This window comes from Aliiroseovarius lamellibrachiae, assembly GCF_018599245.1.
GTDB lineage: Bacteria > Pseudomonadota > Alphaproteobacteria > Rhodobacterales > Rhodobacteraceae > Aliiroseovarius > Aliiroseovarius lamellibrachiae.
The window spans coordinates 519,101-541,701 of the sequence record NZ_JAHEVJ010000001.1; the positions used below are offsets into that span (position 1 = coordinate 519,101).

21 protein-coding genes and 2 pseudogenes are annotated in these 22,601 nt (G+C 54.5%); 16 read left to right on the forward strand and 7 right to left on the reverse strand.

Annotated features, from left to right (window positions below):
* Positions 1 to 190: 190 nt before the first annotated feature.
* A complete protein-coding gene (locus KKW20_RS02605) occupies positions 191 to 2,980 on the reverse strand; it encodes a bifunctional aconitate hydratase 2/2-methylisocitrate dehydratase (RefSeq protein ID WP_214565801.1) in 2,790 nt (929 codons plus the stop codon).
* A gap of 175 nt (positions 2,981 to 3,155) precedes the next feature.
* Complete coding sequence (locus tag KKW20_RS02610; protein WP_214565803.1) at positions 3,156 to 3,914, reverse strand: DeoR/GlpR family DNA-binding transcription regulator; 759 nt, start codon at positions 3,912 to 3,914, stop codon at positions 3,156 to 3,158.
* A gap of 257 nt (positions 3,915 to 4,171) precedes the next feature.
* On the opposite strand from KKW20_RS02610, the gene glpD reads away from it, so the two are divergent.
* From glpD to KKW20_RS02650, 8 genes and pseudogenes are all read left to right on the forward strand, one after another.
* A complete protein-coding gene (gene glpD / locus KKW20_RS02615) occupies positions 4,172 to 5,758 on the forward strand; it encodes a glycerol-3-phosphate dehydrogenase (RefSeq protein ID WP_214565805.1) in 1,587 nt (528 codons plus the stop codon).
* 9 nt (positions 5,759 to 5,767) lie between these two features.
* Positions 5,768 to 6,580 (forward strand): annotated as a pseudogene (locus KKW20_RS02620) (ABC transporter ATP-binding protein); the annotation flags it as partial.
* Positions 6,581 to 6,651: 71 nt separating this feature from the next.
* Positions 6,652 to 7,767, forward strand: a pseudogene (locus tag KKW20_RS02625) (carbohydrate ABC transporter substrate-binding protein); the annotation flags it as partial.
* Between the two features lie 147 nt (positions 7,768 to 7,914).
* On the forward strand, positions 7,915 to 9,402 hold the full coding sequence (gene glpK, locus KKW20_RS02630) for a glycerol kinase GlpK (RefSeq protein ID WP_214565807.1): 1,488 nt from the start codon (positions 7,915 to 7,917) through the stop codon (positions 9,400 to 9,402).
* Positions 9,403 to 9,472: 70 nt separating this feature from the next.
* Positions 9,473 to 9,664, forward strand: a complete 192-nt coding sequence (locus KKW20_RS02635; RefSeq protein WP_214565809.1) for a hypothetical protein — start codon at positions 9,473 to 9,475, stop codon at positions 9,662 to 9,664.
* Positions 9,665 to 9,818: 154 nt separating this feature from the next.
* On the forward strand, positions 9,819 to 10,073 hold the full coding sequence (locus KKW20_RS02640; RefSeq protein WP_214565811.1) for a PepSY domain-containing protein: 255 nt from the start codon (positions 9,819 to 9,821) through the stop codon (positions 10,071 to 10,073).
* A gap of 4 nt (positions 10,074 to 10,077) precedes the next feature.
* Positions 10,078 to 10,653: a cytochrome b/b6 domain-containing protein gene (locus KKW20_RS02645; RefSeq protein ID WP_214565812.1), complete on the forward strand. Its 576-nt coding sequence runs from the start codon at positions 10,078 to 10,080 to the stop codon at positions 10,651 to 10,653.
* A 44-nt stretch (positions 10,654 to 10,697) separates the two neighbouring features.
* Positions 10,698 to 11,243, forward strand: a complete 546-nt coding sequence (locus tag KKW20_RS02650) for a helix-turn-helix transcriptional regulator (RefSeq protein ID WP_214565813.1) — start codon at positions 10,698 to 10,700, stop codon at positions 11,241 to 11,243.
* A gap of 26 nt (positions 11,244 to 11,269) precedes the next feature.
* Here the strand turns inward: KKW20_RS02650 and KKW20_RS02655 are convergent, their stop codons facing one another.
* The 5 genes from KKW20_RS02655 to KKW20_RS02675 are packed head-to-tail and all read right to left on the reverse strand — an operon-like array spanning position 11,270 to position 15,137.
* Entirely contained in the window at positions 11,270 to 11,869 is a 600-nt protein-coding gene (locus KKW20_RS02655) for a class I SAM-dependent methyltransferase (protein WP_214565814.1), read from the reverse strand.
* Positions 11,870 to 11,909: 40 nt separating this feature from the next.
* The gene (locus KKW20_RS02660; RefSeq protein WP_214565815.1) at positions 11,910 to 12,014 is read right to left on the reverse strand and encodes a DUF2474 family protein; all 105 of its coding nucleotides are present in this window, start codon (positions 12,012 to 12,014) and stop codon (positions 11,910 to 11,912) included.
* Positions 12,014 to 13,018, reverse strand: coding sequence for a cytochrome d ubiquinol oxidase subunit II (gene cydB, locus KKW20_RS02665; RefSeq protein ID WP_214566060.1), 1,005 nt, complete (start codon positions 13,016 to 13,018; stop codon positions 12,014 to 12,016). Before cydB ends, KKW20_RS02660 begins: the two co-directional genes overlap by 1 nt.
* A 10-nt stretch (positions 13,019 to 13,028) precedes the next feature.
* Positions 13,029 to 14,438 (reverse strand): cytochrome ubiquinol oxidase subunit I, encoded by a 1,410-nt coding sequence (locus KKW20_RS02670; RefSeq protein WP_214565816.1) that lies wholly within the window; start codon positions 14,436 to 14,438, stop codon positions 13,029 to 13,031.
* Positions 14,439 to 14,498: 60 nt separating this feature from the next.
* Positions 14,499 to 15,137 carry a peroxiredoxin gene (locus KKW20_RS02675; protein WP_214565817.1) on the reverse strand — a complete coding sequence of 213 codons (639 nt, stop codon included), beginning with the start codon at positions 15,135 to 15,137 and terminating at the stop codon, positions 14,499 to 14,501.
* 120 nt (positions 15,138 to 15,257) lie between these two features.
* Here KKW20_RS02675 and KKW20_RS02680 point away from each other — a divergent pair, with 120 nt between their 5' ends.
* The 8 genes from KKW20_RS02680 (at position 15,258) to KKW20_RS02715 (ending at position 22,295) form a co-directional block, all read left to right on the forward strand.
* Positions 15,258 to 15,728 (forward strand): Rrf2 family transcriptional regulator, encoded by a 471-nt coding sequence (locus KKW20_RS02680; protein WP_214565819.1) that lies wholly within the window; start codon positions 15,258 to 15,260, stop codon positions 15,726 to 15,728.
* Positions 15,725 to 16,390 (forward strand): Crp/Fnr family transcriptional regulator, encoded by a 666-nt coding sequence (locus KKW20_RS02685; RefSeq protein WP_214565821.1) that lies wholly within the window; start codon positions 15,725 to 15,727, stop codon positions 16,388 to 16,390. Before KKW20_RS02680 ends, KKW20_RS02685 begins: the two co-directional genes overlap by 4 nt.
* A 98-nt stretch (positions 16,391 to 16,488) precedes the next feature.
* On the forward strand, positions 16,489 to 16,704 hold the full coding sequence (locus KKW20_RS02690) for a YgaP family membrane protein (protein ID WP_214565823.1): 216 nt from the start codon (positions 16,489 to 16,491) through the stop codon (positions 16,702 to 16,704).
* A 214-nt stretch (positions 16,705 to 16,918) separates the two neighbouring features.
* Positions 16,919 to 17,128: a DUF6691 family protein gene (locus KKW20_RS16645; RefSeq protein ID WP_343207545.1), complete on the forward strand. Its 210-nt coding sequence runs from the start codon at positions 16,919 to 16,921 to the stop codon at positions 17,126 to 17,128.
* A 2-nt stretch (positions 17,129 to 17,130) separates the two neighbouring features.
* Positions 17,131 to 17,742, forward strand: coding sequence for a hypothetical protein (locus KKW20_RS02700; protein ID WP_246534398.1), 612 nt, complete (start codon positions 17,131 to 17,133; stop codon positions 17,740 to 17,742).
* A 22-nt stretch (positions 17,743 to 17,764) separates the two neighbouring features.
* Positions 17,765 to 18,649, forward strand: a complete 885-nt coding sequence (locus KKW20_RS02705; RefSeq protein ID WP_214565825.1) for an MBL fold metallo-hydrolase — start codon at positions 17,765 to 17,767, stop codon at positions 18,647 to 18,649.
* Between the two features lie 112 nt (positions 18,650 to 18,761).
* Positions 18,762 to 20,441, forward strand: coding sequence for a bifunctional protein tyrosine phosphatase family protein/NAD(P)/FAD-dependent oxidoreductase (locus KKW20_RS02710; protein ID WP_214565827.1), 1,680 nt, complete (start codon positions 18,762 to 18,764; stop codon positions 20,439 to 20,441).
* A gap of 126 nt (positions 20,442 to 20,567) precedes the next feature.
* On the forward strand, positions 20,568 to 22,295 hold the full coding sequence (locus tag KKW20_RS02715; protein WP_214565829.1) for a SulP family inorganic anion transporter: 1,728 nt from the start codon (positions 20,568 to 20,570) through the stop codon (positions 22,293 to 22,295).
* Positions 22,296 to 22,601: the final 306 nt, after the last annotated feature.

The window sequence follows — 22,601 nt, forward strand, 5'->3', positions numbered from 1 at the left end:
AAATTGCGACTTGCAGAAATTCCCAATGCCCTTGGGAGGAGGGCCGCGCATTGGCGTGACACTGCGCCCCCAGTCGCAGAAGCAATCGTTCAGGGGAGCACCAGTTCAGTCTTGCAAGGGCGTGTAAGCGGAACCGCACGAGCGGCATTTTTGCTCGTGCGGTTCAAGATGATGTGACGTCAGGCCTTACTTAGAAATGGGCCGAGCGCGTCCCTGCCGGCTTTTCGACGGGTGGTGCGAATTTGGTCAAGTCAATGCCCTCAACTGCGGCTTTGTACTCGTCCACGGTCGGGGTGCGGCCAAGGATAGCTGAGAGCACCACAACCGGGGTCGAGGCCAAAAGGCTTTCGCCTTTCTTCTCAGCACTGTCTTCCACAACACGGCCCTGGAACAGGCGGGTTGACGTCGCCAGAACCGTATCACCTTTGGCCGCTTTTTCCTGATTGCCCATGCAAAGGTTACAGCCGGGGCGTTCGAGATAGAGGATGTTTTCATACTCGGTACGGGCATTTGCCTTTGGGAACATGTCGTCAAATTCAAAACCAGAATAACGCTGCAGGATTTCCCAATCCCCCTCGGCCTTCATCTCGTCGATGATATTGTAGGTCGGGGCGGCAACAACCAACGGGGCCTTGAACTGGACCGTGCCGTTTGCCTTTTCGAGGTTCTTCAGCATCTGAGCGACGATTTTCATGTCGCCTTTGTGCACCATGCACGAGCCGACGAAACCCAGGTCCACTTTCTTCTCCGCTTTGTAATAGGAGATTGGGCGGATGGTGTCATGGGTGTAACGCTTTGATACGTCGTCGTTATTTACATCTGGATCGGCGATCATCGGTTCAACGATCTCGTCCAGATCGACCACAACTTCGGCGAAGTATTTTGCATTATCGTCTGGGGTCAGGGCAGGGTTGCTGCCTGACTTGATCTCAGCAATACGGGCATCGGCTTTGTCGATCAGGCCCTGTAGGGTCTGTGCGGCGTTGTCCATGCCTTTGTTGATCATGATCTGGATGCGCGATTTCGCCAGCTCCAGGGATCCGATCAGCGTTTCGTCGTTTGAGATACAGATCGAGGCTTTTGCCTTCATCTCAGCGGTCCAGTCGGTGAAGGTGAAGGCTTGGTCCGCCAAAAGCGTGCCAATATGCACTTCGATCACGCGGCCTTGGAACACGTTGTCGCCGTGTTGGGCCAACATTTGCAGCTGGGTGGCGTGTACGACATCACGGAAATCCATGTGGTCGGCCATTTTGCCCTTGAAAGTCACTTTGACTGACTCAGGGATCGGCATGGTGGCTTCACCGGTTGCAAGGGCCAGTGCTACGGTGCCTGAATCCGCGCCAAAGGCCACGCCTTTGGACATCCGCGTGTGGCTGTCACCGCCGATGGTAATATCCCAGTCATCCACGGTGATGTCATTCAGCACTTTGTGGATCACGTCGGTCATCGCGGGGTATTCGCCCTTGGGGTCGCGCGCGGTGATCAGGCCGAACTTATTCATAAAGCTCATCAGTTTAGGGATGTTGGCCTGAGCCTTTTTGTCCCAAACCGACGCTGTGTGACAGCCCGATTGATAGGCGCCATCAACCGATGGAGAGATCACAGTGGCCGCCATCGCTTCAAGCTCTTGTGAGGTCATCAAGCCAGTGGTGTCTTGTGACCCCACAATATTAACGGCAACGCGCACGTCGGACCCGGCGTGCAGGTCGCCTTTGGTGGTGACGCCGCGGGCGTTGCGATTAAAGATCTTTTCGACGGCGGTCAGGCCACGGCCCTCGTCGGTGATTTCTTTCGACGGGGCAAAGGCTGATTTCAGCTCTTGGCCTAGGGCTTCAGCGGCGAAGGTTTGCAGCTTCTTGCCGAAAACAACGGCATATGATCCGCCCGCCTTCATAAACTCAACCTTCTGCGGGGTGAACGCGGCCGAGACATCCACCAGTTCAACGCCGTCAGCATCGTAAAGCTTTTTGGTTTTGGAGTTGATGGTCAGCACTTTGCCGGTTTCCACCGAATAAATTTGCTCCAGCACCGCGTCGCCGTTGGCATCCACAACCGTGTTGCCATCCGCGTCTTTCTTTTTGACCCAGTTCTTCAGATCAAGACCGATCCCGCCGGTCACGCCAACGGTGGTCAGGAAAATCGGTGAAATCCCGTTCGTACCAGCCACAACAGGGGCAAAATTGACAAATGGCACGTAAGGCGAGGCTTGTTTGCCGGTCCAAAGGGCCACGTTGTTCACGCCGGACATCCGGCTTGACCCCACACCCATGGTGCCTTTTTCAGCAATCAGCATCACACGCGCATCGGGGTGTTGCTTTTGCAGCTGTTGGATTTCGGCCTGTGCCTCGGGGGTGATCATGCATTTGCCGTGCAATTCCCGGTCGGCGCGCGAGTGGGCTTGGTTGCCCGGGGACAGCAGGTCGGTTGAGATATCGCCTTCGCCAGCGATATATGTCACAACTTTGATCTCTTCTTCTACGTCCGGCAGCTTGGTGAAAAACTCTGCCTTGGCATAGCTTTCCAGAATATCCTTGGCCACAGCATTGCCCGCTTTATAAGCGGCGTCCAGACGATCGGTATCGGCCTCATAGAGGAACACTTGGGTTTTTAGAACGTCGGCTGCTTGCTCCGCGATGGCGGCGTCCTCGCCCAAGGCAAGTTCAAGAAGCACATCAACAGATGGGCCCCCCTTCATGTGTGACAACAGTTCAAACGCAAAGGCCGGCGAGATTTCTTTGACCACAGAGGTGCCAAGAATGATCTCTTTCAAAAATTGCGCCTTCTCGCCAGCCGCACTGGTTGTGCCGGGCAGGGTGTTATAAATGAAGAAATCCAGCGAGGCATCGCGATGTTCATTCCCGGTATCTTTGATTTGCGCGATAAGGTCTTTGACCAGCGCACCATCATCGATGGGCTTGGGGTTCAATCCCTGCTCTTTACGGGTGGCGATTTCGGTTAGGTAATCTGTGTACAAGCTCATGACAAATCCAGCGGTTGGGTGTTCGAGAAAGCTTAAGCACCAAGCCACAGACCTCTCTGGCGACTCGGCGTCTAAACGCGTTGTATACTGACGTATACTGTACTGGCGGGGATTGCAAGAAACCTGACTGAAGATTGCCCCTCATAGCCATAATGATGTTTCATCACTCACGGGGTCAGGCAAACAGAACCTGTGTGCCGGCCTCCCGGCAAAAGTTGGCACAGGCCTGTGGTAAACCGCGATCCGTCACAAAAACATCGACATCGGCCATGGATGCAATCCGGGCTGGGGCCTTTCGTTCAAATTTTGAGCTATCTGATGCGAGCAAAACTTTGTCGCTTTGGCGAATAATTGTTTTACTCACGCCAACCTCTTGAACGTCAAAATCGAGAATGTCACCATCCTCTCGCAATGCGGAACATCCAATAACAGCGTAATCAAAGCGCAACTGCTGGATCGTTGCCTTTGCAAAATCCCCGACAAGACCACCGTCGGAACGGCGGAGATTTCCACCCGTAACGATAACTTCCACTTCTGTATTGGCGGACAGGATATTGGCGATGTTCATGTTGTTGGTCACGACCAAAAGCCCTTGGTGCCGCAGAAGCTCAACGGCGACGGCCTCTGTGGTGGTTCCAATATTCAGGAAGATAGAGCAATCGTTCGGAATTTGTTTTGCACACACGCGCGCAATATCCACTTTCATGGCTTGATTAAGGGCGCGACGTTCGCTGTAGCCAATGTTCACGGTCGTCGACGGTAAAATGGCACCACCGTGAACACGTTCGAGCTGTCCCGACTCAGAGAGTTCCGTGAGGTCCCTTCGAATGGTCTGAGGGGTGACGCCAAAGTGCTCTACAAGATGGTCAACGGTCACAACCCCTTCGCGTCGGGCTATGTTGATGATTTCTGGCTTGCGCCGCATCTGAACCATACCGACGTCTCCCCAATCTGTTGCTGTTCATTTGGCGCGATTCCCAAAAAGGGCCACGAATTCGGTCAGTGTTTGTTTCAACATTACTAAGTCTAGAAGCACGAAAGATGCAACCGGCGCGGAATTGACGAAATATTATATCCAGATATCAGCGGCTTGCGGAAAATCGAGCGCAAACGAACATTTTTATCTTCCATTTGGGCGCGTTTACCTTCATCGTCTTCGGATGCAGGAGGGAGCCTGCGTGGGAGGACTGTATGAAACCGGATTATGATCTGCTCATCATCGGCGGAGGCATCAATGGGTGCGGCATTGCGCGTGACGCAAGTGGCCGCGGACTGTCGGTATGTTTGGCTGAGATGAATGATATAGGCTCGGCAACATCCGGGGCGTCGACCAAGCTTTTCCATGGTGGGTTGCGGTATCTGGAATACTTTGAATTCCGTTTGGTGCGTGAAGCATTGGTCGAACGAGAAACCCTGCTGAAAGCCATGCCACATATCGCTTGGCCGATGCGTTTTGTGTTGCCGTACCACGCTGATATGCGGTTTGACCTTTCGACGCCGACCTCAAAAATCCTCAGCTTCGTTATGCCCTGGATGAAAGGGCGCCGCCCTGCCTGGCTTATTCGTTTGGGGCTTTTTCTATATGACAATCTTGGTGGCCGTGAACTCCTGCCTGGCACAAGCAAGCTGGATTTGCGGACGGCACCAGAAGGTAAGCCGCTCGTTGATAAATTTGAGAAAGCGTATGAATATTCTGATTGCTGGGTAGAGGACGCGCGGCTTGTTGTGCTGAATGCACGGGATGCCGAGGCGCGAGGGGCCACCATTTTGCCGCGTCATAAAGTTGTGAGTGCCGAGTGCCGCGATGGCATTTGGAACGTGCAGATGCACAACTCTCAAACTGGCGTCACGTCAACTGTGACCGCGAAGATGGTCGTGAATGCGGCCGGACCTTGGGTTGGCGATGTTTTGCACGACACCCTTAAAAGCACGCAAGCCGGCGGCGTGCGTCTTGTGCGCGGCAGTCACATTGTCACCAAGCGCCTGTTTGAGCATGACAAATGCTATTTCTTTCAAGGGACTGATGGCCGTATTGCTTTTGCCATCCCGTATGAAAACGACTTTACCCTTATTGGCACCACAGATGCGGAACATGTTGATGCAAACATAAAGCCCGAATGCACCGCAGACGAGCAAACCTATCTTCTGGAGTTCATCAACCAATATCTCGCAACCCCAATCACCGATGCGGATGTCGTTTGGACATACTCGGGTGTGCGCCCACTTTTCGATGATGGTGCAAGCAGTGCCTCTGCTGCCACGCGTGACTATATCCTGAAAGTCGACGAAAGCCGCGGCGCACCCGCGTTGAATATCTTTGGCGGAAAAATCACAACCTATCGCTGTCTGGCTGAAAGCGCGATGGAGGATATTGCTAAGTTTTTCCCAAAACTATCCCCGCCCTGGACGGCTGGTGTGGCGCTGCCCGGGGGGGATTTCCCCGTGGATGGGGTGCCCGCGCTTATTGAACAATTGTCAGCAGAGTTTCCCTTTTTGGATCAGGTCTGGGCGAAACGCCTTGTTCGGGCATACGGAACCGAAGCACGCGAAGTTCTGTCAGGCGCAGAAAAGCCAGAGGACCTTGGGCAGTGTTTCGGTTCAAGCCTGACAGAGCGCGAAGTTCTCTGGTTGATGGATAAAGAATATGCCGCCGAGGCTGATGACATCGTCTGGAGGCGCACGAAACTTGGCCTTCGGATGTCAAAAGATGACGTCAGCGTTCTGGATGCTTGGATGAAAAATAAGATGGCCGCGGTTGTAACTGCCGAAGCAGGGTAAGGGGATACTATGACGCTCGAATTTAAAAATGTGTCAAAGTTGGTGGATGGGAAAATCCATATTCACCCAACAGATCTGACGCTAGAGCGCGGGACAATGAACGTTCTGCTTGGGCCAACTCAATCTGGCAAAACCTCGCTTATGCGGCTCATGGCGGGGCTTGATGTGCCGACTGAAGGGCGCGTTTTCTGGGAGGGCAAGGATGTTACCGGGCTGCGCGTCCAGGATCGCAAGGTCGCAATGGTGTATCAGCAGTTTATCAACTACCCCTCGATGACGGTTTACGACAATATCGCATCCCCTTTGCGATTGATGAAAAAATCCGCAGGTGAAATTGACAAAGCCGTCAAACAGGCGGCCGACCTGATGCAGCTGACCCCCATGCTCGACCGTAAACCGCTTGAATTGTCCGGCGGACAGCAGCAACGCTGCGCTCTTGCCCGCGCTTTGGTAAAGAATGCGGGCCTTGTTTTGCTTGATGAGCCGCTTGCCAACCTTGACTATAAACTCCGTGAGGAAATGCGCGTTGAGATCCCAAAGATCTTCGAAGAATCCGGCGCGGTTTTTGTCTACGCGACAACTGAGCCAGAGGAAGCTTTGTTGCTGGGGGGGAATACTGCCGCGCTGTGGGAGGGTCGCATTACCCAATTTGACCGAACCCCAACCGTGTACCGCCAGCCTGTCGATGCAACAACTGCGCGGGTCTTCAGTGATCCGCCGATGAATTTCCTTCAGGTCAGCAAAACGGGCACTAAACTGATGTTCGGAGATGGCCAAAGTGCAACAGCAAACGGTCCATTGGCGTTGCTGGCGGATGGTCGTTAAACGGCGGGCTTTCGTCCAAACCATGTCGAGATCAAGGCGAGCGGTGACGATGACCTGATCTTTGAAACGCGCCTTTCCAAGCGAAATATGGTTATGAGCTGGGTGTTCCTGTCAACTGGTCTGCATATGAAGATATCGCTGAATTCTTCACCGGTCGCGATCTGACCCGCATGGGCGTTGATGGTGACGTGTTTGGCAATATGGACTACGGCAAAAAAGACCCCAGCCTTGGCTGGCGGTATACTGACGCCTGGATGTCCATGGCTGGCATGGGTGACGTAGGTGAGCCAAACGGCCTTCCCGTTGATGAATGGGGCATTCGTGTGAACGAAAAATCCCAACCCACAGGGTCTTGTGTTGCCCGTGGTGGCGCCACGAACGCACCGGCTGCGGTTTACGCTGTGACCAAAGCGATTGAGTGGCTTGAAAAATACTCTCCACCCGCTGCTGCCGGGATGACATTCGGTGAAGCTGGCCCAATTCCTGCTCAGGGCAACATTGCTCAGCAAATGTTCTGGTACACAGCCTTCACAGCCGCAACGGTTGTTCCTGATCTGCCAGTGATGAACGAAGATGGCACGCCAAAATGGCGCATGGCACCTTCGCCTCATGGGGCATACTGGAAAGAGGGCCAAAAGGTCGGTTATCAGGATGCAGGGTCATGGACGCTCATGAAATCCACGCCCGTTGATCGGGCCCAGGCAGCTTGGCTTTATGCCCAGTTTGTTGTGTCTAAAACTGTTGACCTGAAGAAGTCCGATGTTGGTCTGACCTTCATCCGCGAGTCGACAATCGACTCTGAGCACTTCACCGAGCGGGCGCCACGTTTGGGCGGCTTGATCGAATTCTACCGTTCGCCTGCGCGTGTGCAGTGGTCACCAACAGGAACCAATGTTCCAGACTATCCCAAGCTGGCACAACTGTGGTGGCAGAACATCGGCGACGCTATGTCGGGTTCAAAAACACCACAAGAAGCCCTTGATGCGCTTTGTGCGGATCAGGAAAAAGTGCTTGCTCGTCTAGAGCGTGCGGGCGTCCAAGGGGATCTGGGTCCGGTACTCAATGAAGAGATGAGTGCGGAGCACTGGTTCTCCCAGCCGGGTGCGCCTTATGGCCCACTGGCAAATGAAGATGAGGCGCCTCAGACCATCGCGTATGATGAGCTGATCAAGTCCTGGAACTGATCCGGGTTACGTCTCAGGTGCGGGCTGCCATTTGGCACCCGCACCACCTTACAACTTCCCTCTATAACTTCTATGATGGCGCAAACCACTGGGCGGCAAATAGATCGTCCTATTTTCCTGCGACCGCCAACACGTCAGATCATCACAATGAAACATGTCTTATCTATCGACCAAGGAACCACCTCTACCCGAGCGATCCTGTTTGATGAAACGCTTCAACCTGTTGCCTCGTCTCAGGAGGAATTTCAGCAGATCTACCCAAACTCTGGCTGGGTAGAGCATGCCCCTGACGATCTTTGGGCCACCACCGCGGGAACCTGTCGGGCTGTCATTGAACGTGCGGGCATTGATGCGCAGGATATAGTTTCTATTGGGATCACCAATCAGCGTGAGACCACGATTGTCTGGAATAAAACAACCGGTCAGCCCGTTTACAATGCGATTGTCTGGCAAGATCGCCGCACGGCTGACTACTGCAAATCACTGCGCGACGCCGGTTATGCCGACATGTTTGCAGATCGCACAGGATTGCTGATTGACCCATATTTTTCGAGCACAAAGCTAAAGTGGGTTTTGGACAATGTCGAAGGCGCGCGTGCCCAAGCACAGCGGGGTGAGCTGTTGTTCGGTACCGTCGACAGCTTTCTGATTTGGAAGCTGACGGGCGGGCGCGTTCATGCAACTGATGCGACCAATGCAGCACGCACAATGCTGTATGACATTCGCAAGGGCCGTTGGAGCCAAACAATTTGCGACCTGTTTGATATCCCGATGTCTATGCTTCCAGAGGTCAGGGATAGCGCCGCTGATTTTGGCCTTACCCGTCCAGATTTATTCGGACGCGCCATTCCAATTCTTGGGGTGGCAGGGGACCAACAAGCCGCAACGATTGGACAGGCCTGCTTTGAGCCTGGGATGCTAAAGGCGACCTATGGCACCGGATGTTTTGCATTGCTCAACACCGGGGATGTCCCGGTTCAATCGCAAAATAGATTGCTCACGACGATTGCCTATCAACTGGACGGCAAGCCCACCTACGCATTGGAAGGGTCAATATTCATAGCCGGTGCTGTTATTCAGTGGTTGCGCGATGGCCTTAAAATCATTCGGGAAGCGTCAGAAACGCAACCTCTTGCTGAAGCGGCTGATCCGTCTCAATCCGTTGTTCTGGTGCCCGCCTTCACCGGCCTTGGCGCGCCATATTGGAATCCAGAATGCCGAGGTGCTGTGTTTGGTTTGTCGCGCAACTCCGGCCCGAACGAGCTCGCCAAAGCCGCGTTGGAGAGCGTTGGATATCAGACAAGAGATCTGTTGGATGCAATGCATGCGGACTGGGCCAATGACAAGGCGCAAAGCGTGCTTCGGGTGGACGGCGGCATGAGCGCTTCAAACTGGGCGATGCAATTCCTGTCCGATATCATCGACGCGCCAGTTGACCGACCCAAGGTGCTGGAAACCACAGCACTTGGTGCTGCTTGGCTTGCTGGCATGAAGGCCGGGGCGCTTCCGGATCAGAAAGAGTTTGCTCAGCAATGGGAGCTTGAACGAGAATTCCAACCAGCGATGGCTGCCAATGTGCGCGAGAGTAAATACGCCAACTGGCAGCGGGCCGTCGCCTGCACGCTTGGATATTGATTCATGCAGCAGATAAATCCGTGACAGCTGCAATCTTGTCGACGCCAGCACGATCCCCATCCCCCCCCTCATGACCCGGCTTGACGTTCTGCCTGCGGGGGGGCGGTTTTTCGGCTCGCATCGAGAACGACGTCTTTTTTATGCATTTTCGCCGCATCGTTTCCTGCTGGCCGCGAAGGCGGCAGGTTTTGGTGTCACGCTGACGGAAAAAGCTTTGTCAGACATAGCGATAGACGTCGTGACAAAGCTTGAACCCGAATAGGCAAAAATGCGCCGTAAGCGCGCGCTTATTTCGCCGTCAATAAGCCCGTTGCCACTGTTTTCACACTGCGACCTCACCGAAATGACCCACAGCGACAACACGGGTTGCCGCCCTGCAATGCCGAAAACACGGCACATAAAATGAGGAATAACCAATGCGTAAACTCGCCCTGATCTCACTGTTGGTCTTTGGAACACCAGCGCTCGCCGAAGATATCTCGATGGACAGCATTCTTGGCACCACGATGAAAGAGGTTCAGGCCTCGTTGACCACCATGGGCTATGACGTACGCAAGGCCGAGATGGAAGACGGCATGATCGAGGTCTACTTCGTCCGGGACGGCAAAATGGGTGAGGTCTATGTGAGCCCCAAGACCGGGGCTGTGACCAAACTCGGCGTTAAGAACTAAGCCGATGGTCGACATAGCCAAACAATCGAGCGGGCGCACAAGCGCCCGCGACATCGCGGTCTGGGATCCACTGATCCGTCTGATCCACTGGACGCTTGCCCTAACGATCCTGCTGAATGGGGCCTTTATTGAAGCGGAAAGCGAGATGCACGAATGGATCGGGTATATCGCTCTCTCGCTCGTTGGTGTGCGTCTGATCTGGGGGCTGATTGGGCCGAAACACGCGCGTTTTGCGGCGTTTCCCCCAAGTCCGGCCCGCGTGAGCCGCCACATCAAGGCGATGTTGCGCGGTGATCAGACCATTCACCTTTCGCACAACCCGCTTGGCGCGCTGATGACCTACAACATATGGCTGACCGTCATTGCAATCGGGGTGACCGGTTATATGATGACCACACTTACCTTTTTTGGGATCGATTGGGTCGAGGAAGCGCACGAAACTATCTTTGGGTGGCTTCTGTTCTCGATAGCGTTGCATATTGCCGGCGTTGCCTTCGATACTTGGCGATCCGGTGTCAATCTGGTCCGGGCGATGGTAAGTGGGCGCAAAAACATCCCGCAAGGGCGAGAGGTGGAATGAAGCTGACGTTTTGGTCAACAAAAACGAAGGAAAGGCGCGCAACAGTGCTTGCGGGCCTTATCCTGTTACAGGGCCTGTGCGCGCTGTTCTTTATTGGCGACGTGGTTGAGGATTTTCGACTAGATGGCCATCTTGACGATCCACATCTCCTTCTTGAGTCAGTTGCTGCGGTGGCCTTGGTCGGCGGTGTGGCCTTTCTGATGTTGGAACTTCGCGGATTGCTGTCACGCATGTCGGACATGCAAACCGGCCTCGATATCGCCAGTGGGCATTTGGCAGAGGTAATCGAGACCTTTTTTGACGAATGGAAGCTGACTGCCGCAGAGCGCGATGTGGCGATCATGATCCTTAAGGGGTTGGACAATGATACGATTGCCCAAATGCGCAAAACCGCCGCCGGCACCGTTCGCGCTCAGGCAACCAGCGTCTATGCAAAGTCAGCGACGGACGGACGGGCACAGTTCATCAGCCTATTCATGGAGGAGTTGATGGCGGGAAAAATGGGACCCGTCGACGCAGAGGTGGCGCATGCGACTGGTCAAAATGATGACAGTCTGCCGCCGGGGCACCCCCATTCGTCCAAGTCATAAAACCATGGCGAACGTCGGTGTTGCCATCAAGCTGTCGGTTTGCGCGCGATGAAATCAATCAACGCCGACATGCCAACATGTGCGGATCCTGAACGCTGCTCGGCCTCGTACTCCTCATTGATGAGCACATCACACTCTTCAAAAACGCTGTCAAAATCTGCTTTGGAATACAGGTTTGCCGCATTTGACGGCCCGCCTGTCCCAAATTCAAGCTGCTTAGGGGTGTAGCCATGAATCATGATCAACCCGCCGGGGCGCGTTGCGTCTAACATCTTGCGCCAGAGGGTATCTCGTCCTTCCGGCCCCACGAACTGGAAGAACAATCCAAGGGTGATATCAAAGGCGTCTTGCGGCCAGTTCCATTCAAACAGGTCTGACCCGACAAATGTAACGTCTACTTCGTTCAATTCCGCCAGTTTTTTGGCTTTGGCAATCGCAGAAGGCGCGAATTCGACACCCGTGACATGCAGGCCCTTTTTGGCCAAATGCACGCCATTGCGCCCTTCGCCTTCTGCGATCGACAAGACCGATTGTCCCTTTTGAAAGCAAGCGTCATGTTTCAACAGGAATGGGACCGGCTCGGTTCCGAACAGATACCCTTTCTTGGCGAAGCGTTCTTCCCACATGACGTATTCCTTGCAGTTAAAGTGGCATTCTGTTTGCGGGTTAAATCACCAGCTTGATGGCATAGGCCACCACGCCAAGTGCAAGAACACTTGCGAGCCACAAAGCGACAAACCACGCCCATTTTGAAACCAGCGACTGTTTCATCAGTGGTACCCCTCGGCCGGATCGATTTTCCCGCGAAATACCCAATAAGCATAGGCGGTGTAGGCCAGGATAATAGGGATGAGGATCACCGCTCCGACCAAAGCAAAGGCCAGGCTTTGGTCCGGCGCGGCAACCTGCCAGATCGTTAGGGAAGGTGGCACCATCATCGGGTAAAAGCTGATGCCGATGCCGACAAAGCTGACGACGAAAAAGCCAAGGGCGGACAGGAAGGGTTGCAAGTCCTTGCCGTCGTTCAAGCCAGTAAAGAAAGACCAGATCAGGCCGACCATCACGACCGGAACAGCCATTGAAACCAGGCTGCCGGGAAGGTTGAACCAACGTTCAAAGTAGATTGGCTCGAGGAACGGGGTGATAAGACTAACCGCGCCGATTAGGCTCAGCGTTCCAGCCCCGAGCCACCATGCGTGGCGGCGCATCTGCACCTGGAGGTCACCTTCGGTCTTCAAAACCAACCACGTTGCCCCCAAAAGTGCATATCCGACCACGACCGCAATGCCTGTCAGGATGGAGAAAGGTGTGAACCAGTCAAACCAGCCACCTGAATAGGAACGCCCGGTCACCTCAATGCCCTGCACCAAGGCACCCAGAGCAATGCCTTGCGAGAATGCCGCAACGGTTGAACCGGCAAAAAAGGCGACATTCCAAACGCCTTTCCAGCGTTTCGTCCGCCAGCGGTATTCGAAGGATACGCCGCGAAAGATCAACGCCAAAAGCATCAGAATGATCGGCATGTAAAGCGCGGGCATGATGATTGCATATGCCAGTGGGAAGACGGCGAACAAACCGCCGCCCCCCAAGATCAACCAAGTCTCGTTTCCATCCCAGACAGGGGCGACCGAGTTCATCATCATATCGCGGTCTTTTTCGGACCGTGCAAAGGGATACAGGATCCCGATCCCGAGGTCGAAACCATCAAGAATGACATAGACGAGCACGGCGAACGCAATGAGGCCGGCCCAAATGAAGGCAAGATCGAATAACATGGCGCTCTCCTTATTCGCCTGAGATGAAGTCGGGGTCGACTTGAGCTGCGGGCGTAATGCCTGCTGTACGGAGTGGGCCATCATTCAGGCCGATATTAGGTGTCGTGGGGCGCTTGTTCATCATCCGCAGCACATAGAATGTACCCGCGCCGAAGACGAAGAAGTAGACCACGACAAAAGCCATCAACGAGGTTGCCACGGCGGGTGCATCAACAGGCGCGAGACTGTCCGCTGTCCTCAGAAGGCCGTAGACAGTGTAGGGTTGGCGGCCAACCTCGGTCGTGATCCAACCAGACAGAACCGCGATGAACCCGGCAGGCCCCATGACGATGGCGGCGCGGTGCAATAAGGGCCAGTCAAAGAGCTTGCCCTTCCAGCGTGCCAAGGCGCCCCAAAGCCCAAGGCCCAACATGGCAAAGCCGATGGCAACCATAATCCGGAAGCTAAAGAAGACAATCATGACCGGTGGCCATTCGTCTTTTGGAAACTCGTTCAGCCCTTTAATCTGCCCGTTCAAGCTGTGGGTCAATATCAGCGACCCCATGTAGGGGACTTCGATCGCGTAATCGAGCACACCGTCTTCGACGTTGGGAATGCCGAACAGCGCCAGCGGCTGGTTGTCACCGTGGCTGTCGAAATGTCCTTCCATCGCCGCGACCTTGATTGGCTGATGCTCAAGCGTGTTGATGCCATGCGTGTCGCCTGCAAAGATCTGGATCGGTGTCACGATGATCGCCATCCACATCGCCATCGAAAATGCGCGGCGCGACTCCTTGTCTGTCTTGTCGCGCAACAGATGCAGCGCGCTGACGGCGGCCACAACGAAGGCCACGGTCAGATAGGCGGCGAGCACCATATGGACAAGGCGGTAGGGGAAGGATGGGTTAAAGATGATGGCAAGCCAGTCTTCGGGAATGAATTGCCCGTTTTCGCCAATCGAATACCCCGTGGGCGTCTGCATCCAGCTGTTGGCCGACAAGATCCACGTTGCCGACATCAGCGTTCCGATCGCGACCATGGCCGTTGCAAACATGTGCAACCTGTCGCCGACCCTTTCGCGGCCAAACAACATGATGCCAAGGAAACCTGCCTCAAGAAAGAAGGCGGACATGACTTCATAGGCCAAAAGGGGGCCGATCACCGGGCCAGCCTTGTCCGAAAAGTTGGCCCAGTTGGTGCCGAACTGGTAAGACATCACGATGCCAGAGACGACACCCATGCCAAATGCAACAGCAAAGATCTTTTTCCAGTAGTTGAAAAGATTCAGATATGTCTCGTCCCGTGTCCGTAACCAAAGCCCATTTAGCACAGCCAGATAACTGGCAAGGCCGATCGAAAAGGCCGGGAAGATGATGTGGAATGAGACCGTGAACGCGAACTGCACGCGTGCCAAAGTCTCTGCTGTAAATCCGTCGAGCATGGTTTGCCTCGTGATGCATAATGGAAACCGAGGCCTGCAAGCAGACCTCGGTAAACGTGGTTAGTCGCGCGAGCCGATATCCACGGTGCGCAGATAAGGGCGGATTTCTTCAAAACCTTGCGGGAACTTCGCTGTGGCCTCGGCGTTGGAGACCGAAGGCGGGATAATCGCACGATCGCCCGGGCGCCAGTCGGCGGGCAAGGCTACACCTTTTGCATCAGCGGTCTGAAGGGCGTCGATAACGCGAAGGATCTCGTCAAAGTTACGACCAACGTTCATTGGGTAGGTCATCGACAGGCGCAGCTTTTTGTCAGGATCTATGATGAAAACAGATCGGACCGCCGCAGTTGCGGATTCGCTTGGGTGGATCATTTCGTACAGTTTAGCGATCTTGCAGTCAGGATCAGCGACGATTGGAAACCGCAGGGTTGTGTTTTGTGTGTCGTTGACGTCTTCGATCCACTTCAGATGCTCGGCGGTCGTGTCTGTGCTGAGCCCGATAGGTTTCACGCCGCGCTGCTCAAATTCAGAGGCCAGTTGCGCTGTGCGACCCATTTCAGTGGTGCAAACTGGTGTGAAGTCCGCAGGATGGCTGAAGAAGAAGGCCCACTCGTTTCCGATCCAGTCATGGAAGGAAATCGGACCGGTGGTTGTGTCAGCAGAAAAGTCTGGAACAGTATCTCCAAGAAGCAATGTCATTCTATTCTCCTATTCTTTGTCTAAGGCTAAACTAGGTGGTGCGCGCATCTGCTTCAGTGACAATGTCACCCATCTTGCATAAAGCTATAAAGCAAATATAACTTCTGTAGAGGTGATAACATGAAACTGACGTCCTACACGAATTTTGCAATTCGATCCCTACAAATGGCAGCGTTGAAGGCCCCAGAATTGATTCGCGTGGACGATGTGGTGCGGGTCCATGGTCTTGCGCGCCCGCATATCGTGAAGATTGTCCATGAGTTGGGCCAGGCAGGCTACATCATAACGCAGCGCGGGCGTGGGGGAGGTTTTCGTCTGGCGCGACCTGCCGCGGAAATCGTCGTTGGCGATGTTGTGCGCCTGACTGAAGGGCCCCTTGATGTGGCAGAGTGCTTCAATCCCGAAAGCAACACCTGCCCTCTAATAGGTATTTGCGAACTGTCACACGCCTTGCAAGAGGCCACGCGTGCATTCTTGGCGGTCCTCGATGATTTGACTTTGGCCGATATTGTGTCGAACCGTGGGGATCTGTTGGCCAGAATTGCACCTTTGGAAGCAGGGATCGTCGCACCAGTGAGGACGGTAAAATGACGGATATTGACTGGACAGAGCGGTTCAAGGGGACTGCTGCACTGCCTCGAAGTGTCCGTGATCGCCTAAACGCGGTGGCGCGGATCATACGTATGAAAAAAGGCGATCAGGTCTTTGGCCCGATGAATATCCCGGACAGTCTTTTTTTCCTCTCTGACGGGCGCATCCGGGTCTCGCAAGGCTCTGAAGGCGGGCGCGAAATCGTTCTGTACCGTATCGAAGCGGGTGAAAGCTGCGTGCTTACAACGGCGTGCATGCTTGCCGAAGAAGCCTACAACGCAGAGGGAACCGCCGAAACTGATGTGACGATGGTGGTTTTGCCAAAGCCCGCCTTTAATCGCCTTGCAGCAGAAGAAGATTCCTTTCGCAATTTCGTTTTTGCCGCATACTCACGCCGGTTGATCGACCTCTTGCGTGTTGTCGATGACGTCGCCTTTGGTCGCATTGATGTGCGATTGGCAGAGCGGCTTTTGACTTTAGGACATGAATTGAAAGAGGTGCGTGCCACACATCAAGGCCTGGCGAGCGAACTGGGGACGGCCCGCGAGGTCATTTCGCGCGTGTTGCAAGACTTTCAAAAGCGCGAGTTGATCGAGCAATCGCGCGGCCTGATCACCTTTAAGAACAAGCCAGAGCTTAGGGCGATCGCCGAGTCAACCTGATCCAGTTCCCCGGTTTCTGATCGTTTGGTGACAATGTCACTGAACGACGATGGCTAAAGTTATATCTCAAAGTCAACTTAGTTATCAGGGAGATCGGCATGACGACGAATGTTGGAACATTCGACCGAATTTTGCGCGCCGCATTGGGTGCGGTTTTGCTTTACCTCGCGCTTTTCAGTGGCCTGCCGCTTTTTGCGGCATCATTTGTTAAATACGCTGCTGTCGCCGTTGGCGTTGTCATGCTGGCGACATCTAGCCTCAAGATGTGTCCGATCTATTCGCTGCTTGGCCTCAAGACTTGCAAGACCTGTTAACACAGAACCGCATTTTCGCCGCTCTCGTCATTTGGCGGAGGCACTTTGATTGGGTCCGGGCTGTGCTTTTGATGCTTGGCTTGGGCCGCATCTCTGGTTCGACTGGCGTAAATTGGGGCCGATCCCTTGTGTCCAATTGCGGCATGTTCAACCGTTTTGACAACCGTCGAGATCACCGTTCACCCGATCCATCACGTTATTGGAGCTCATGATAGTGAAGCATATCAATGCACTTTTGACCGGCCTTGTTTTCGGTGTCGGCATCGCAATCGCCGGCATGATGACGCCGGCGACGGTTTTCAACGTCTTCGACAGTGCGGGCACTTGGGCTCTCGGTCTTGCCCTGTTTCTGGCTGCCGGCACCGCAGGGACTTATGCGCACCGGGGTCTTGCGACGTCGCAAATCACAGCGAAGGGGGCTTAGTTATGGAAAACAGAACAGGGCGCAAAGTTGCTTCCCTTCTGCTCGCCGTGGTCCTGGCTGGTGTCGTCGGGGCCGGAGGTATGTATTATGCAATGTCTTCGCGCGGCGGCATGATGGGTCACAATGGGATGATGGGCGAACATTCCGGCAGCATGCAACACGACGAAGTCAACATGCCGGGCCTGCGCGGCGAAAATGCAACCCCTGAGGAAAGCGCGGAACTGGCCGTCATGTTCCGCAACTTTGATACGATTACCCGGGAGGTGGAAAACCTGCCCAATGGTATTCGCACCGTAACACGTTCGTCAGACCCGGACGTCATGGATGCGCTTATTCGTCACGCGGTTGGCATGATCGACCGCGTTGGCCGATTGGATGACCCGAAAATCATGATCCAAAGCCCGACTTTGGATATTTTTTTCCTACGCGGCGAAGAGATACTGTCAGAGGTTTCTATCGAGGACGAGGGGATCGTTGTCATCCAGACATCGGACAACCCTGACCTCGTTGCGGCCCTTCACACCCACGCAGCTGAAGTTACCGCAATGGCGGATCGGGGCATGCAGGCCGTACATGAAATGATGGCGGCCGAGGGTCGCACACACGGCCATTGAATTAGAAAATCGGAGAATTGGAATGACCACATACCCCGTCAACATGGACATCAAACCAGACGTAGAAGCCTTCTTTGATGCGCCCACGAACACGATCAGCTACATCGTCAAGGATCCAACGTCCGACGCATGTGCAATCATCGATAGTGTGATGGATTTGGATTATGCCGCGGGCCGGATCACCCATGTCAGCGCTGACAAGATGATTGCCCGTATCAAAGAACGCGGGTTGAAACTGGAATGGATCATTGAAACCCACGTCCATGCGGATCACCTGAGCGCGGCACCCTACATCCAGCAGGAACTGGGCGGCAAGATTGGGGTTGGTGAAGGTATCATGATCATTCAGGAAACCTTTGGAAAAGTCTTCAATGAAGGCACGGAATTCCAGCGCGACGGGTCACAGTTTGACGCGTTGTTCAAGGACGGTGACACCTACATGATCGGCAACATGCAGGCCTTTGCGATGTTCACCCCTGGCCATACCCCGGCCTGCATGGTCCATGTGATCGGCGATGCCGCATTTACTGGTGATACCTTGTTCATGCCGGACGGTGGTTCTGCGCGGGCTGATTTTCCGGGCGGGGACGCGGGTGTACTTTACGATTCAATTATGAAGGTTCTTAGCCTGCCAGACGACATGCGGCTCTTCATGTGTCACGACTATGGCCCCGGCGGGCGCGACATCGCGTGGGAAACAACGGTCGCTGAGGAAAAAGCCAACAACATTCATGTGGGCGGCGGCAAGACCAAGGATGACTTCGTCAAATTCCGGACCGAGCGGGATGCGCAATTGGCAATGCCCAAGCTCATCATACCATCGTTGCAGGTGAACATGCGTGCGGGCGAGGTGCCAACTGACAAAGATGGAAATCCAATGCTGAAAGTGCCGCTCAACGCCCTTTAGCGCCGAAGCCTGTATCATTCACCCAACACGTCGCTGCAACTCGTTACGGCGTCAGTCTCGTGTGCTCCGGACCAGGCCCGAAGGGCACAAAGACGCGGAAAAAGGAAAGACTATGGAAATCAAGAAAATCACCGATAAGGTTTCAGTCGCGCCACAGATTTCTGTCGATGACATGGCTGCGATCAGCGCGGCGGGTTTTCGCGCGATCATCTGCAACCGACCGGATGGAGAAGGCGCGGACCAGCCAAATTTTCAAGAGATTGAAACAGCAGCCACGAAGGCCGGTTTGGCCGTGGCTTATGTCCCCGTTGAATCGGGGATGGTCACCGACAAGAATGTCGAAGATTTCGGGGCAGCCTTGAAAGACCTGCCGCGCCCCGTTTTGGGATACTGTCGGTCCGGCACCCGTTCGGCGACGCTATGGTCTTTGCACGAAGCGCAAAAGCGCCCTTTGCCTGAAATCCTCGCTGCAACAAAGGCCGCTGGGTATGACATGAACGGTGTCGCGCGGCGTATTGCCAATGGTGGCAAGACCCCCACCCAGACCGGGGACGCCAAATACGACGTTGTGATCGTGGGTGGAGGTGCAGGCGGCATTGCAACAGCATCCAGTTTGCTTGCCCGCAAATCAGGCCTGTCGATCGCAATCATTGATCCCTCGGACGTCCACTATTACCAGCCCGGTTGGACCATGGTTGGCGGCGGCGTTTTCGAAGCCCGTGATACCGCGAAAACAATGGGGTCTCTCATTCCGCGTGGGGTGAAATGGATCAAATCGGCAGTTGCTGCTTTTGCACCTGAGAACAATGCCGTGATCCTCGAAGGATGTACGGTTGTCACCTATGATCGCCTTGTGGTGGCGCCTGGTCTTAAGCTTGATTGGGGCGCGGTCGAAGGTCTGGAAGAGACCTTGGGGCGCAATGGTGTGACGTCGAATTACAGATATGATCTTGCGCCTTATACTTGGCAGCTCGTCCAAGAGATGAAAGAAGGTCGCGCGTTGTTTACCCAACCACCTATGCCGATCAAGTGTGCGGGGGCGCCGCAAAAGGCAATGTATTTGTCGGGTGATGCGTGGTTCCGGCGCGGGGTTCTCAAGGATATTGATATCCAGTTCATGAACGCCGGCGGGGTTCTGTTCGGGGTAAAGGAATACGTTCCGGCCTTGATGAAATACATTGAGAAATACGATGCGACGCTGAATTTCTTCAACACCCTCACATCGGTTGATGGTGCGGCTAAGAAGGCGACGTTCAAAGTTGCCAAGCCAGATAGTGAGCCGACCGAGATTACTGTCGATTTTGACATGATGCATGTGTGCCCGCCACAAGTTGCACCGGACTTTATCCGCGTCTCTGCGTTGGCGGATGCTGCTGGATGGGTGGATGTTGACCAAGCGACGTTGCGCCACAAAACGTATCAAAACATATGGTCATTGGGGGACGTGATGAACGCACCGAATGCCAAAACGATGGCAGCTGCCCGAAAGCAGGCCCCAACGGTCGCCGAGAACATCTTGGCCGACATCAAAGGGGGCTCTCCTGTCGCGCAATACGACGGGTATGGTTCCTGCCCGCTGACGGTCGAACGCGGCAAGATTGTGTTGGCGGAATTTGCCTATGGTGGGGCCCTCAAGCCGAGCTTCCCATCCTTTATTATCGATGGCACAAAACCCAGCCGTGCTGCGTGGTTCCTGAAGGAAAAGCTGCTGCCACCGTTCTATTGGCAGGCCATGCTGAAAGGTAAAGAATGGATGGCAAAGCCCGAAGAAATCGAGGCGGCCGCTGAATAGGCGGCGCACTTAATGATTGTCGCGGATCGTTTTGCTGTTTTTTACCTTAACGATCTGCGGCTTTGATCTTAACTTTCTTGACGTCTTCGCGCCCCGCGAAGCGACCTCTTTTCTGGACATACTCCCATGGACTTCCTTCGCCGTTACCTCCCAATCCTTGATTGGGGCAGCCGCTATGACCGCAACGCTTTGTCGAACGATATGATCGCAGCGGTAATCGTGACGATCATGTTGATCCCACAATCATTGGCCTATGCGCTCTTGGCGGGGCTGCCGCCCGAGGCGGGCATCTACGCATCCATCGCGCCGATTGTCCTTTATGCGATCTTCGGGACCAGTCGCGCGCTGGCTGTTGGTCCCGTTGCCGTCGTTTCGCTGCTGACGGCGTCTGCGGTTGGTCAAGTTGCAGAAACAGGGACGGCGGGGTATGCAATGGCCGCGTTGACGTTGGCATTTTTGTCAGGCGGATTTTTGGTATTGCTCGGGGTCTTTCGGTTGGGATTTCTTGCGAATTTTCTAAGCCACCCGGTCATCGCGGGCTTTATCACGGCTTCGGGAATACTTATCGCCACCAGCCAACTCAAGCATATCCTCGGCGTGGATGCCCACGGCCATACGTTGCCGCAAATGCTGGGATCACTCTTTGAACATCTGGGGCAGGTTAACTGGATCACAGTGATTATTGGGGTGTCGGCAACCGCGTTCTTGTTCTGGGTTCGCAAGAACCTGAAGCCCCTCTTAAACAAAATGGGGCTGTCGCCTCTCATGGCTGATATCCTGACCAAAGCAGGGCCCGTCGCCGCTGTTGTCGCGACGACAGTTGCTGTTTGGGGCTTCGGACTTGTGGATCGCGGCGTAAAGATTGTTGGGGACGTTCCGCAAAGTTTGCCTCCGCTCACGATGCCTAGTTTCTCTGCGGATCTGTTCGGTTCGCTGTTGGTGCCTGCGATCTTGATTTCCATCATTGGGTTCGTCGAGAGCATCTCTGTCGCGCAAACTCTCGCGGCAAAGAAGCGCCAACAAATCAAGCCCAATCAAGAACTCATCGGGCTAGGGGCGGCCAACCTTGGGGCGGCCTTTACTGGCGGTTTTCCCGTAACGGGCGGTTTTTCACGTTCAGTGGTGAACTTCGACGCAGGGGCAGAAACGCCTGCGGCGGGTATTTATACCGCGATGGGCCTGGCGATTGCTGCGCTGTTTCTGACGCCACTGGTCTACTTTTTGCCCAAAGCAACGCTCGCGGCGACGATCATTGTGGCCGTTCTCAGCCTTGTTGACCTCTCGATCCTCAAAAAAACATGGAACTACAACCGAGATGATTTTGTGGCCGTTCTTGCCACCATCGTCCTTACCTTGGGAATGGGAGTAGAGGTTGGTGTCGCCAGCGGTGTTGCAATTTCAATCCTGCTCCATCTTTACAAGACGTCACGCCCCCATGTGGCCGAAGTCGGTCTTGTTCCTGGCAGCCAGCATTTCCGCAACATACATCGTCACAAAGTGGAAACCGATCCGACGCTCCTGGCGCTGCGCGTGGATGAAAGTCTTTACTTTATCAACGCACGGTTTTTGCAGGACCTAATTCAGTCGCGAGTCACCGAAGGGACCAAAATTAAGAATGTTGTCTTGATGTTCTCAGCCGTAAACGAAGTCGATTACTCTGCGCTCGAAAGCCTTGAGGCGATCAACCTCCGGCTTAAAGATATGGGCATTGGGTTCCACCTATCCGAAGTAAAGGGACCAGTGATGGACCGCCTTAAGACGTCTCACATGATCGACGATCTGAATGGTGAGGTCTACCTTTCCCAGTATGATGCAGTAATGGCGCTTACACACAGGGACGCGAAGGCGAGCTGACACAGTCTTCGATGATCCGCGCGAGGCACGGGTGGCATTTGAAGGGGGCAGAGAATGTGGCTGGCAGGGCGTCCGAGAGCGCCCGCCTTACAGGGCCGATGGACGATCCCATGCCAGAGCAAATCGCTAGCAGCCTTTCGCAGGATGTAATGATCAACCTAGGTGGTTCTTGAGCGTTTCGTTCTGGCTGGGTTTTGTGTCCTACAACAAAGCCTGCATGAAGTGCCTAGTGGCTTAGATAGGTCACGCATGTTTCGTTGAAGGGATGCTAGCTGGTGCGTTGCAATCGAAAACAGTGTCTTAGCC